Here is a 12,470-nt window from a genome sequence, read left to right as displayed (position 1 = left end):
GCCTACCAACCGCGCCGTCCAAATAGAGCCTGAAGCCGTTTTTGTCCCGAAAACGGGTCAACTGGCTGAGGTTCCTTCAATCGCGACACGACGCGGCGGACTAAAACGATACAGATCGCCGCAAATATGACGCCCCCCAGTGCCTGCCCGATCAAAACGCCGGGCGCGCCTGCGATATAGGCACCAGCCACGGCGAATGGCCAGGTTCCCAAAGTGTGTCGCCCCCAGTTGACCCAAGTCGAATACACGGGATGGCCCAAATTGTTAAAGCTGGCATTGGAGACGAAAATCACCCCATTGAAGAATGACGCAAGCGCCAGAGGCCCACAGAAAAGATAGATCAAGGCCCGCGTCTCCCCCTGCGCGCGGAACAAATCCGCGATAGGGGCCCGCAGGATATACAATGTTGCGGCCATGAGACAGACATAGACGGCCGTAAACTTGACCCCGGACCAAAAGGCTTCTTTTACGCGGTCGTGTTGTCCGGCACCGAAATTTTGCCCTACGATCGGCCCGATTGCCCCCGACAGGGCAAAGATGACCGAGAATGCAACAGGTATCAGCCGTCCGATCACGGCCATACCGGCAACGGCGTCTGTGCCGAATTGGGCGATTTCACGGATGACGATTGCATTTCCCACCGGGGTTGCCACATTCGTCAAAACAGCAGGCACAGCAATTGCCCGTACCGAGCGGAAATCGCCAAGAACCTGTTGGAACGACAGGCGCGCAAACGCGCGGTGCACACGCACGGCGGGCCTGATCGCAGCGATCAACATGCAAAGGCGTGCGATCACTGACGCAATGGCCGCACCGTCCAGACCGAGCCCCACAGCGAAAATCAGGATCGGGTCCAGGACAGCGTTTGTGATCCCACCATAAATCGTCGCCATCATCGAACGCCGGGCGTCCCCGTTCGCGCGCAGAACGGCCATGCCAGCCATCGCCATGGCCATGACCCACATGGTCGGCAAAATGATCGACACGTAGCGCGCCGCCAGACGCAGCACCTCACCTTCTGCCCCCAAGACAGACAGAAGAAAGCGTATTTTAATCATCACGATGGCGGACACGATTAAACCAAACAATATGCCCAGAATGGCAACACTGGTCGCGAACTGCCTTGCACGTTCGGGCCGCCCAGCACCTAGTTCCCGCGCCACCAGCGCACCTGCGGCGATCGAAAGACCGACATTAACGGAATTCGTAAAAAACAGCAGAGTGCCCGCGTATCCCACGGCCGCGGCCAGCGCGTCATTACCCAGCATCGAAATGAAAACCATATCCACAAAGTCGACGGCAAAAATTGCCATCAACCCGATACTAGTGGTCAGCGACATCCGAGTGACGTGCCGCATCAGGCTGCCTGTCAGAAAAACAGCCTTGCCCGACGATCCTGATTGCATGTGCTCGATGTCCCCCCGCTTGCGACTGCAATTTGCCAGCGGACACCGCGACTGCGCAACCGTTTATTGGGGCCATCCGGTCTTTTGCGGTCTGCGGTACCCTAGGCGGTTGGATCAGCCAAATGCTCGGCCAGACGTAGTGAAAGCTGAACAATCGTGAAGGTCGGGTTTGAATGCCCACTGGTTGGGAAAACCCCTGACCCCGCAACATAAAGGTTGGGCGCACCATGCACCTTGCAATTGGCGTCGACCACGCCGGTTTCAGATGTCAAAGACATACGCGCGCCGCCCATGTGGTGACTGGAATAGTCAAGCGGCAACTGTTCCAGCGGCTCACGATTCCAAAGGGACGGATCGACGCGCATTCGACCAAGCCCGCTGCGGATCAGGAACTTGGCAGCTTCGGCTGTGGAACCGCGCAGGGTTTCGATATCTTTCTCGGTCAACCGCAGGTCCAGCCCGACGATGCCCAAGCCAAACCTGTCCCGATTTTCGGTCAGCACAATTCGGCTTGCGGGATTGGGCTGCTGTTCCCCCATCACAAAGGACGTCCCGGTAAAGAAGTAGTCCTCTTCGAATTGCAGGCTCTTGATAAACTCGGCGTCGCCGATTGCTTTTTCTCTGATCGGCAGAGGGTTGAGACGTTGCAGCCGCACAGCAGAATTCAGCCATCCATTCTTGAGCATGTAATCGTGACTGGGGCTCAGCAAAAGTTCAGGCCGGGACCGGCGCAACAGGCGTTCAAGCTCCCACGTGGGTGAGTGCGAATAGAGCCGCTTGGTAATAAAGTAGGTGTCGTTGTCGATAATCGGGTGTTCCATGAAACACCGCCCGACCATATCGTTCTGGTTGCCAAAGCGATTTTCGTGACCCGCATTCAGATGCAACAACATGCGGCTGGTTTCGATGCCGCCCAATGCCAACACAAACCGGTCGGCCGTGGCCACGCCCTGTCCATCTTCATAATTGCGAACCTGCGCCTGGGTGATACGGCCTGTATCACCATCGACCGCAAACCCCACGACATTGGCGTTCAGGACCAGATCAATATTCGGAGTGTTCTTCAATCTGTCTTGAAAAGAGACACCAAAACGAACGGGGTCTTCATTTCGAACATCATGAAACTGGCGGTCGGAACTGAAACGCTGTTCAACGACCTCCAGATTTCCAAGGTCATCAACGGGCTTTCGAATATCCGCGCTGAAGCGACCGGTTTGCAGAAGGTTTGCCGCCTCTTCCTGATAGGGCACCAGATCTTCAAAGCGGATTGGCCAGCCACTTAGCGGAACATCATCGCGCGGCAGGAAATCAGAACGGTCCAACAATAGGCACACCCCGCCCCAATGACCCGTGCTTCCACCCAAGGCCCGAAGGCGCGGGGCGGACAGGGGGTAGTATTCCAACCCCAGATTTTCCCCTTCGTACAGGTCCTGAGATTCCCAGGTCACTTCCCAATCGCCAGCTTCAAGCAAAAGAACACGTTGCCCGGATTCTGCCAGTTTGAAAGCAAGCGTCATTCCTGCAGGCCCGGCACCCACGATGCAGCAATCGTAGCGGTCATCCAATGCGGGAATGTCGCCTCGTGCGTCGAGGATCATGACACCTCTCCACCGTCGAGATCGCTTTCGTCCAACAACCAGCCATCGACAAGGACAGGTTTGGGGTCTGCAACAGGTGGAAGAGGGTTGTCCTTAATCCGCAGAAAACCAACCCGTGTGATCGGCGGTATCAAAACAATGGCGGCCAGCACACCAAAAACGTGCCGCCGCTTAACAGTTCGTTTCTGTGAAGCCATCGGTAACCACAATACTCTTACAAACAACAAATACGCGAACGGCCAAAACCAGCCAGAGCAACATTGGGTAATTATACTTTTTTTGAGTGGGGTTTGGCAAAACCTAAAAATTTACCTCGATTTAGGACGGTCTTTGCGAAAATCAGGCGGGAAACGGCACGCGCGAAACTAAAGCGAAGTCGCAGTTAAGGCGGCGATTTATACTCAGGCCGACCAATATGCGGGTGAGTGAACGACCCTTTGGATGGGCGCTCGCAGGATCAAAAGATTGTTTTGACCTTGGGTGGTGAAATTATCCGCCTTCTCCAGGCTCAAAGTGACCTATATTATGAGTAGCGAAAGCAAGTAATGCGGGAAAAGTCATTGTTATTGAAGAAATGGGTTCGAGGTTTGGCTGTCGCGAGTGTCGCGCTATCACTTCATGCGAGCGGTGCGTCGGCTGGTGTTTCGGTTGACTGGGCGGACCTGCCCGACCCGGTCGCCCAAGTCTTTGAAGACCCCTACAGCGACCTGAGCCCCGAAGATTTCGATGATGTGCTGTTTGTCGTCCGACTGCGCGGCAGGCTACAGCAGGATAGCGGAACCAGAGAAGAACGTCAGAACTGGCAAGAGATGCTGGACGAAACCGAAGCTGCCTTGGCCGCAGGCGGCATCGACATCGACTGGTTGCTTGACCAGCGTCACGTCGTCATGGAGCGTCGGGAAAAAGCGGCGAACGCGGGAAATCCGGTATTTGATGGCAAAAACATAACCGTTGCGGGATTTGCAATCCCGGCACCGCCCGACGCAGAAGGTCGCCAGATTGCGTATCTGGTCCCCCAACGGGGAATGTGCAGCCACATGCCCCCTCCTCCGCCGAACCAGATGATCCGGGTCAGGCTGAACAGTGATTGGACACCTGCCTATTTTCACGAACCTGTCCGTTTGACGGGTCAGTTGAACATTGATCCGACCGACCACCAGATGGTCGTCGTGGACGGTCTTATGCCAATGCGAGCGACGTTCATGCTGGATGCTGATCGGGTTGAAACGCTGGAAAGCCGCGAGGATCGTTTAGAGTGGAGCGACAGCGCAGCCGACAAACTCCGCGCGGCTGGCCGTCGCAAGACCGGTGGGCAGACGACGGCTGACTAGGTCCGGGATAAGGGCCGTGCTTTATCGCAACCCTGATACGGACTTTTGCACGGAAACGATAAGCGCATCGCGTTTTCTGGAAAGTTCAGCAGGCGTCTGCCCCTGTGACGCCGCCTGAACTCCCTCGGTCATTTGCCGTTTCACATCATCCGTCAAATGGACCTGACCCAGATCATCCCACCATCGGTTGAACGTGTCTGAGAAGTGGTCGCAGAACGCTTCCAGACCACCCTCTCCTGCCCCGAGATTGAACAACATGGTCGGCCCCATTGCCGCCCATCTCAGGCCCGGTCCAGCCCAGACCGCCTTATCGACATCCTCAACCGACGCAACGCCAGAGACAACAAGGTGAATGGCCTCGCGCCAGAGTGCAGCCTGCAGGCGGTTGGCCACATGCCCCGGCACCTCTTTGTTCACTCGGATCGTCGTTTTGCCGAGGCTTTCGTAAAAACCATGTGCAGCTTGGACAACGCCCGAAGCTGTCTTGTCGTTTCCCTGCACTTCAACCAGCGGAATCAAATGCGGCGGGTTGAATGGGTGCCCCAAGACAAAGCGTGAGGGGTCCGCCCATCCGGTTTGCATCTGTCCCAGCGTCAAGCCGGAGGCAGAGCTTGCGACGATTGCATCCTGCTCTAACGCAGGTTCGATCAAGTGGAAGGTTGCGTGCTTGATGTCGAGCCGCTCAGGTACATTTTCCTGCACAAAACCAGCACCTTCCACGGCCTGCGTCGCATGGTGACAAAAGGTGATCGCGTCCGGGTTTCCGTTTCGAACAAGACCAAGTTCCTCCATAGACGGCCAGACGTCCGCTATATAGCTGCGCACCTTTCCTTCAGCTTGCGGATCAGGGTCGAACATCGCAACGGACCGCCCCGAAGCCAGGAACAATGCGGCCCAACTTGCGCCAATAACACCGCCGCCAAGACAGGCCGTATGCTGAATATCCATCAAAACAATCCCGGATTTAGGGGCGAAGCCGCAGTCATGCCACCGTCAACAGTGAACAACTGACCAGTCGCGAAACCTGCCTCGTCCGAAGCCAGCCAGACCGCCATGTTTGCAATATCCTGTGGCTTGCCGAACCTTCGAACAGCGTGCCGCGCCAGCGCGTCGCGACGCGCAGCGTCGGGGTCATTCGCCAGATCAAACCCGGCGTCCAACATCCCTGTTTCAATCCAGCCGGGGCAAATCGCATTGCAGCGCAGCCTCGGCCCGTGATCGACTGCGATTGATCGGGTGAGCCCATGCACAAAGGCCTTGGATGCGTTGTACAAGGCCATCGAGGGATCCGCGGCCATCCCGGAGATAGAACCGATATTGATGATCGAGCCGCCCTCTGCCATTCGGGGGATAATCGCGCGGCAGAGGTTGAATACGCCTTTACAATTCGTTCCAACCACCGCGTCCCAATCTGCGTCCGAGCTGTCGACCACATTCTTTTCAACCTGCACGCCTGCGTTGTTCACAAGGATGCTCAGGTCTTTGATCGAGGTTGCCAATTCGTCCACGGCAGAAGCGTCTGTGACATCAAGCGATATCCAGACGATGTCGCCCTTCAACCCGTCCGGTCTTGGCCCACGGCCGCATGTCGTCACTGACGCGCCTTCGCGTGCGAAAGCGTCAACAATTCCGCTGCCAATTCCCTGCCGCCCACCAGTCACGAATGCTGTTTTTCCTGCTAACCGCATCACTGCACGACCCTCATACGTTGAACCAATGTGCAGGTTTGCTGCGCATCGACGGACCTACCGCGGCCCGATCCCGCTTCACCGATGCTTCCACGGCATGAGTGAGTAGCGTGCTCATAGCTTCATCTGCTGAACCTGCGCGCTCAGCCCTCCGTCCAGAACCCAAAGTTGTCCACTGGCGTAGCGTGCCTCGTTCGAGGCCAGCCAGTTGACCAGATTGGCGATATCTTCGGGCGTTCCGTAAGTGCGCATGGGGTGCACGTCCCGAACGGCCTGTTGCAACTGGTCGATAGACTGACCGCCCCCGCCAGAGCCTTCGCCTGCAAAGAAACTTTGCAGCATCGGGGTATCAACATAACCCGGGCAAATGGCGTTGACACGAATTCCCTCGGGTCCGTGATCGCAGGCCATCGCCTTTGTCAGCGCATGTACGGCCCCCTTGGATGCGCAATATGCGGCAAGACCGGGATCAGCAATAAATCCGTCATAACTGCCGAAATTGATGATCGAAGCGGTTGTCCCTTGTGCCGCCTCTCGCAACAGCGGCAGCGCGTGTTTGGCAGTTAGGAAAGTTCCTGTCACATTCACAGCGAACGAAAGGTTCCACTCCTCAAGCGTCGTTTGCTCGATGGTCTTTTCGATCTCGATTCCAGCCGCGTTTACAAGCACATCAAGTTGCCCCGCTTCGCGCCCGACTTGCGCCATTGCTGCAACCGCGTCGGCCTCTTGCGTGACATCCAGTTTAACGAAGATGCTGCCATCGTCATCGTGGGTGGCAAGCGACCCCTCTGGCGTTAAGTCGGCCGCATAGACCCGCGCACCCTCCCGCAGGAACCGGGCCACGATCGCCCGCCCGATTCCACCGCGCCCGCCTGTGACCAGTGCGGTTTTCCCCTTCAGCATCATTCAGAGTTCTCCTTCAACGGCGGATACCGGTACCGTTTTGCGGCCACTGTCCAGTCCATGTGATTGCGCACGTATTCCTGCGAGGCATCGCGTGGCGGATTGTAATCCCACGTCTCGCCTGCTCCTGCCTCCATCGCCGCATGAAGGGCACGGCGAGATTTCTGCGTGGCGATCACATCGGCGCGCAGGCTCTCGCTGTCCCAACGCTCTACGACCTCTGCAGCAAATTGCCTGGCAACAGACGAATAAGCAGGATCAGCGGCCAGGTTGGTCTTTTCGTGCGGTTCCAACGCCAGATCATAAAGCTGCGGTGGATCCGGGTCGCAATGAATGTATTTCAGCGCCCCTCTGCGGATCATGAAAACCGGGTATGGTGTCATCTCGGCGCAGTACTCGCCGATAGCTTCGTCCACCGGGTCATACTCTCCACGCGCAAGGGGCAATAACGAACGGCCGTCTATGGGCTCTCCGAAGATATCTGCCGTACCACCCGCGAAATCGACAAAGGTTGGTAGCAGATCGACCAGAGAACAGGCGTTGCCAGCCACACCTTGAACCACACCCGGCCCGGTCATGATCAACGGCACGCGGGCCGAGTGTTCAAAGAAGTTCATCTTATACCACAGGCCACGTTCCCCCAACATGTCGCCGTGATCCGCTGTGACGACAACCAGCGTATTGTCCAGTTCACCAATATCCTTCAGTGCACGCACCATTGCTCCGACCTTGCTGTCGAAATAGCTGACATTCGCCAGATACGCTCGGCGCGCCCTTTGAATTTCTTCTTGGGTCAGAGGGATATAGCTTGCCTCAATCCCATCCATTACGCGGCGAGAGAACGGATCTTGTTCGTCCCGTGCGAGCGTAAACTCCGGCATTGGCACATCTGCATCGGAATACAGATTCCACCACTCTGGCTTTGCGACATAGGGGTCATGCGGATGTATGAAACTGGCCACCAGACAAAACGGCGCGACATCCCCGCCTGCGCGCTCTCGCCCGCGGTCGATCAGCCAGCGGCGGGCTGCGAACTCAACCTCGTCGTCGTAATCCGTCTGGAAGGTGGCGATTGCCTCGCCACTTTCCTTGACGGTCTGCATGTTGTGATACCACTTGTCGATCCGCTCGTCCGGTGTTTCCCAGTCCGGCGTCCAGGCAAAATCGGCCGGGTAGATGTCGGTCGTGACCCGATCCTGAAAGCCGTGCTTCTGGTCCGGTCCGACAAAATGCATTTTTCCAGACAGACACGTCCTGTATCCCAGAGACATAAGGTAATGCGCAAAGGTCGGGACCGAGGCGCGAAACTCGCTGGCGTTATCATAGGCCGCAATCCGGCTGATCAGTTGCCCGGACATGAAGGCAAAACGCGACGGAGCACACAGCGGCGAGTTGCAATAGGCCGCATCAAACCGCATCCCGCGCTGCGCCAGCGCATCAATATGCGGGGTTTTCACAGTTGGATGCCCGTAGGCTCCGCAAAAATGGGGTGCCAACTGATCAGCCATGATCACAACAATGTTGGGCCTGTTCACGGCGCGGCCTTCGCATAAGCATCCAGCACCAAACCGTGAAAGTGGTGAACGGCATGTTCCGACTTGCCCGATCCGCTGGGGTCGTGAACGATACGACCCTGCGTGAAGGCCGGAGTGCTCATCCCACGCTGGACGCTTTCAACGATATCGATGTCTTCGCGTTGCAGTACCTCATCCAGATAGCGGATCGCCTCAAGCTCGGCCTCGTCAGGCTCGGGTGTTTCCAAATAGAAATCATAAGTCTCCAGCGTCCGGTCCGGGCCCACCGGAATGATATTCAGCACGATCATCGAAGACCGCCCCGGATACCGCATCAGGCAGGTCGTGGGCCACAGCCACCAAACCGCATGCGTTCGCACGGTTGCGTTGGACACGTCATACGCGGTGTTGCTGTTTTTACCGGCTTCGGCCATGTGGCTGGAGTAAATGCCGTAGGTTGTCACCTTGTAGGTGTCCATATCGACCAGATCGCAGAAATCCTTGTGGGCCGTTGGGCAGTGGTAACATTCCAGAAAATTGTCGACGACATTCTTCCAGTTCGACTTGATGTCATAGGTCAGCCGGTGCCCAAAGGTTAGGTCTTCGATATCCGGTGCCCAGTGGCGTATCTCGGTCTGCAAGTCGCCCGAAACTTCGGTCAGCGGACGCGCGTCATTGTCGAGGTTCACAAACACGAAGCCTGCGAATTCCTCGACCTGAACCTGATCCAGACAGATGTCCGACGTGTTAAACCCTGTCAGGTTTTCGGTTTCCGGCGCACGGACAAGCTGTCCGTCCAGCTTGTAAACCCACGCATGGTACGGGCACATGATCCGAGTGGTCTCGCCCTCGCCAGACAACAGGTGATGCGCGCGATGCTTGCACACGTTGTAGAATGCGCGAAGCGTCCCCTCGCGGTCGCGGACAACGGCAATCGGGCGGTTCGCAATCTCAACTGTCACAAAAGACCCCGGCGCCCGTAGTTTTTCGACATGGCACACCCATTGCCATGTCTTAGCAAGGATTTCGTTCAGGTCCACTTGGTGCCATGCCGGATCAACATAGGCTTCTGCCTTCAAGGAACTGGTGTTCAAAGGATCAGGGCTGAAGCCATCTGAAATTCGCGCAAACTGGGTTTTCGAGGGAAGCTCGCTCATCGGTCACTCCGCTTATTTTGGCCATGTCTTGACTGGGTGTTGGATAGTAGAAGTTATTTTCTGCCGAAAAACCCTAATATTCTAAACTTTTCTGGCCACAAAATTGATATTTCAAGACATCAACCGATGCCCGATCACCCCGCCTGAGGCTTGCGATGCATAGGCCAGGCGCGAAACTCAAAGGGAACGCGGCCTTCGATCCGATCCTGACTGGGGGGCAGCCCAAACCTTTGCTTGTACGACCGGCTGAAATGCACTTGGCTGGCAAATCCCGAAGCCATCGCAACTTCGGCGATCGGCATGTCCGTTTGGGTGACCAGCCCACGCGCGCGGTCCAGACGAATGTCCCTATAATACAAGGCAGGTGTTTTCTTTATGTAGGTTGAGAATAACCGGTCAAGCTGACGCTGCGAAAGGCCCGCCGCCCTGCTGATTTCTGGAACCGGTAGGGGCTCTTCAAGGTTGGCTTCCATCACCTGAATCGCCGTTCTCAGCTTGGCCGGGACAGTCGTCCCCAATGGCTCGTTTGTCTTCGGTTGCTGCATGTCCGACGGACCGCGCAATCTGTCATGGAAAACGTACCGCGCCGCAGCGTTCGCCAAGGCGCTGCCATGGATGCCCTGCAGAACTTGCAGCCCCAAATCAACCGCGGCAGTTCCCCCGCAACAGGTAATACGGTTGCCATCCAGCACAAACAGGTTTTCGACCACCTCAACGTCCGGAAACAACTCCTGAAAAGCGTCGATATGCTCATAATGCACTGTTGCCTTCTTTCCGTTTAACAACCCCGCCTGCGCCAGAATGAAGGCACCCGTATCCAGCGCCCCCAATGTCGCGCCATTGCGCGCCCACTGTCGCAGAGCTTTTGCGATATGTGCTGTCACGTGTTTTTCCGGCGTCCAACTGGACGAGATGATGACAACGTCATAGCCCTTGGTTGCGACTTGATCCAAAGCCACCGTGTCGATCCCGCTGCCGTTACTGGAAACACAGTAACCACCTGTTTCCGAGGCAAATTCCCACTTGAAATACGGCTTTCCATCCAAGTAGTTGGCGGCCCGAAAAGGATCAATGAAACCCATTGTTGCAGCCAAATTGAAACTTGGCGCTACAACAACCAGCAACCGAGTTTCCGTCCCTTGAGACTTTGCCATATGACCACCTCTTGCAAGCAGGGCTCAGACCGCCAGAAGAAAGGTTTTGGCTGGCTCGCGCAAGAGACACGCTAATGCAGCAAGGTCAGCGGCTTTGGCCTTGTTCGCTACGAGGCGCACAGGTCGGCTTCGTCCGTGGCAACGGTTTGGGTAGGCTCGGCAAGCCGCTAACTAAACCGTCGACAAAGCACCGCGTGGGTCGCGGAGAAGCCTCATCAAGCGGCGTCGGGCTTTCTTGAAAACGCGCGACTTGCGCCCCTTTTCCCGTCAACAATCGGGAATTCTACGAAAAACTCAGTCCCCACACCTACGGTACTGTAGTAGTCGATCGTTCCGCCGAACTGTTCCACGATTTCCTTGGAAATGTTCATCCCAAGCCCGGTGCCTCCGGCGTGGCGCTCATCGGACGAGTCAATTTGAGAGAAGCGATCAAAGACCTTGTCCCGGCTGCCCTCAGGAATGCCCACACCTTGGTCCTTCACGAACAACCGCACCCGTGGTCCGATCTTCTTGAACCCGACTGTCACAGTTCCGCCCTCGAACGAAAACTTGGCCGCGTTAGAGATCATGTTGGTCAGAACCTGAATAAGGCGGGATGCATCGCCCTTGATCAACAGGTCCTGCTGTTCAGGTGCGTCCTCGACCAGTTCCACGTCATGTGCGCTGGCAAAGCCAAGGTTGCAGGCAATCGCCTCTTGAACCAGCGGGGCGACCTCAATCATCGTCTGGCGCATGACCATTTCGCCGGCTTCCATCTTTTGAATGTCCAGAACGTCGTTAATAAGGGACGCCAAACGCTCGCTGTTTTTGCTCGCCAAGGCGATCAGGTTTTGCATGTTTTCCGGCACCTCGCCCATGACCCCGGAGTTTATCAGGTCCAGCGAGCCTTTTATCGAGGTCAGAGGAGTTCTCAATTCATGGCTCACAGTCGAGATGAACTGAGTTTTTGCGATGTAAGCTGCCTTGGTGCGCTCATGTTCCTCTTTCAGTTTTTCAAGCTGTTCGAGGTTTTTGCGGTAGAGCTTGAGAAAGACCAACGAGCAGTCGATCAAAAAGTACATCACGAAAACGACTGTGAAGAAGTGCAGCCACAAATCCGAAGACAAGTCAGGTTGTTCAACCCAGATATCCCGAACCACGATGACCATGAACGAAACACCGTACATGGCCAGTCGCACGATCATCGCCCACACAAACTGGTGGTTGTTCATCGCGGCAAACAGGGCAGCGGCAAAAAGGAAAAACAAAGGGGTGAAGTGGCCGCCGGTAGGCTGCTCAAGCGCCACCGAAACAGCGTACAAGCATATCGCGGTGGAACTGAGGATTGTATTCAACAAAATCCAGGCGACCATCACCGCGATTGCGCCGCGTTCATCCGGGTTTAGGCGCGCAACCCGTTTTGCCAGGTACAGGTCCTGCGCTTCGCAGATCAGGATTGTTCCATAAAACAGCAGGGCGTTGAGAGGGTCGAAGAAAAAGCCTGTAAGTATCGTGGTCGCCAGAAAAATCGCTTGCCGCTGCCACAGCAGCGCAAAGCTCATGGCGGTATAGTCTTTGATATTTTGCAGCAGCTTGTCGTCGGGCTCACCCGAGTCCCGAACCTGTTGCGATGCGTCGATTGCCGTCATCCCGGTGTCTTCATTACTTTGCCTCTCAGGATGTCTGTACCGGCACAATGAGGACGTAGTTGGTCGGAATTTAGTTCACAGTTTGGCAATA

At 56.2% G+C, this 12,470-nt stretch carries 11 protein-coding genes; 1 reads left to right on the top strand and 10 read right to left on the bottom strand.

Features of this window, described 5'->3' with window-relative positions; translation table 11 throughout:
- Positions 1 to 2: 2 nt before the first annotated feature.
- From GOX73_RS01815 to GOX73_RS01805, 3 genes are all read right to left on the bottom strand, one after another.
- Positions 3 to 1,406, bottom strand: coding sequence for an MATE family efflux transporter (locus GOX73_RS01815; protein ID WP_254429102.1), 1,404 nt, complete (start codon positions 1,404 to 1,406; stop codon positions 3 to 5).
- 101 nt (positions 1,407 to 1,507) lie between these two features.
- On the bottom strand, positions 1,508 to 3,004 hold the full coding sequence (locus GOX73_RS01810; RefSeq protein WP_171122710.1) for a GMC oxidoreductase: 1,497 nt from the start codon (positions 3,002 to 3,004) through the stop codon (positions 1,508 to 1,510).
- Positions 3,001 to 3,201: a hypothetical protein gene (locus tag GOX73_RS01805; RefSeq protein WP_171120929.1), complete on the bottom strand. Its 201-nt coding sequence runs from the start codon at positions 3,199 to 3,201 to the stop codon at positions 3,001 to 3,003. The genes GOX73_RS01810 and GOX73_RS01805 overlap by 4 nt, the downstream gene beginning before the upstream one ends.
- Positions 3,202 to 3,564: 363 nt before the next feature.
- Between GOX73_RS01805 and GOX73_RS01800 the strand changes: the two genes are divergently transcribed.
- Positions 3,565 to 4,335 (top strand): DUF3299 domain-containing protein, encoded by a 771-nt coding sequence (locus tag GOX73_RS01800; RefSeq protein ID WP_254429101.1) that lies wholly within the window; start codon positions 3,565 to 3,567, stop codon positions 4,333 to 4,335.
- A 21-nt stretch (positions 4,336 to 4,356) separates the two neighbouring features.
- Here the strand turns inward: GOX73_RS01800 and GOX73_RS01795 are convergent, their stop codons facing one another.
- The 7 genes from GOX73_RS01795 to GOX73_RS01765 all read right to left on the bottom strand — a co-directional run bounded on the left by GOX73_RS01795 (position 4,357) and on the right by GOX73_RS01765 (position 12,379).
- Positions 4,357 to 5,283, bottom strand: coding sequence for a 3-hydroxyacyl-CoA dehydrogenase NAD-binding domain-containing protein (locus GOX73_RS01795; protein WP_171122706.1), 927 nt, complete (start codon positions 5,281 to 5,283; stop codon positions 4,357 to 4,359).
- Positions 5,283 to 6,023, bottom strand: coding sequence for an SDR family NAD(P)-dependent oxidoreductase (locus GOX73_RS01790; RefSeq protein ID WP_171123564.1), 741 nt, complete (start codon positions 6,021 to 6,023; stop codon positions 5,283 to 5,285). Before GOX73_RS01790 ends, GOX73_RS01795 begins: the two co-directional genes overlap by 1 nt.
- Positions 6,024 to 6,137: 114 nt before the next feature.
- Positions 6,138 to 6,929 carry an SDR family NAD(P)-dependent oxidoreductase gene (locus GOX73_RS01785; RefSeq protein ID WP_171122703.1) on the bottom strand — a complete coding sequence of 264 codons (792 nt, stop codon included), beginning with the start codon at positions 6,927 to 6,929 and terminating at the stop codon, positions 6,138 to 6,140.
- Positions 6,926 to 8,461, bottom strand: a complete 1,536-nt coding sequence (gene betC, locus GOX73_RS01780) for a choline-sulfatase (RefSeq protein WP_171134762.1) — start codon at positions 8,459 to 8,461, stop codon at positions 6,926 to 6,928. Before betC ends, GOX73_RS01785 begins: the two co-directional genes overlap by 4 nt.
- Positions 8,458 to 9,597 (bottom strand): SRPBCC family protein, encoded by a 1,140-nt coding sequence (locus GOX73_RS01775; protein ID WP_171120922.1) that lies wholly within the window; start codon positions 9,595 to 9,597, stop codon positions 8,458 to 8,460. Before GOX73_RS01775 ends, betC begins: the two co-directional genes overlap by 4 nt.
- Positions 9,598 to 9,731: 134 nt before the next feature.
- Entirely contained in the window at positions 9,732 to 10,751 is a 1,020-nt protein-coding gene (locus GOX73_RS01770; protein WP_171122699.1) for a GlxA family transcriptional regulator, read from the bottom strand.
- Between the two features lie 215 nt (positions 10,752 to 10,966).
- On the bottom strand, positions 10,967 to 12,379 hold the full coding sequence (locus GOX73_RS01765) for a cell wall metabolism sensor histidine kinase WalK (RefSeq protein WP_171120918.1): 1,413 nt from the start codon (positions 12,377 to 12,379) through the stop codon (positions 10,967 to 10,969).
- Positions 12,380 to 12,470 lie beyond the last annotated feature (91 nt).

The sequence above is a fragment of the Ruegeria sp. HKCCD7221 genome, from assembly GCF_013031225.1.
GTDB lineage: Bacteria > Pseudomonadota > Alphaproteobacteria > Rhodobacterales > Rhodobacteraceae > Ruegeria.
The sequence above is the reverse complement of the archived record's forward strand: the minus strand, read 5'-3'. Positions and strand labels throughout refer to the sequence as shown.

What these genes read in the sequence shown, in the direction of transcription:
- GOX73_RS01810 (WP_171122710.1), bottom strand. Translation starts at nt 3,004, where the DNA reads ATGATCCTCGACGCACGAGGCGACATTCCCGCATTGGATGACCGCTAC.
- GOX73_RS01790 (WP_171123564.1), bottom strand. Translation starts at nt 6,023, where the DNA reads ATGCGGTTAGCAGGAAAAACAGCATTCGTGACTGGTGGGCGGCAGGGA.
- GOX73_RS01815 (WP_254429102.1), bottom strand. Translation starts at nt 1,406, where the DNA reads ATGCAATCAGGATCGTCGGGCAAGGCTGTTTTTCTGACAGGCAGCCTG.
- GOX73_RS01765 (WP_171120918.1), bottom strand. Translation starts at nt 12,379, where the DNA reads ATGACGGCAATCGACGCATCGCAACAGGTTCGGGACTCGGGTGAGCCC.
- GOX73_RS01795 (WP_171122706.1), bottom strand. Translation starts at nt 5,283, where the DNA reads ATGGATATTCAGCATACGGCCTGTCTTGGCGGCGGTGTTATTGGCGCA.
- GOX73_RS01770 (WP_171122699.1), bottom strand. Translation starts at nt 10,751, where the DNA reads ATGGCAAAGTCTCAAGGGACGGAAACTCGGTTGCTGGTTGTTGTAGCG.
- GOX73_RS01785 (WP_171122703.1), bottom strand. Translation starts at nt 6,929, where the DNA reads ATGATGCTGAAGGGGAAAACCGCACTGGTCACAGGCGGGCGCGGTGGA.
- GOX73_RS01775 (WP_171120922.1), bottom strand. Translation starts at nt 9,597, where the DNA reads ATGAGCGAGCTTCCCTCGAAAACCCAGTTTGCGCGAATTTCAGATGGC.
- GOX73_RS01805 (WP_171120929.1), bottom strand. Translation starts at nt 3,201, where the DNA reads ATGGCTTCACAGAAACGAACTGTTAAGCGGCGGCACGTTTTTGGTGTG.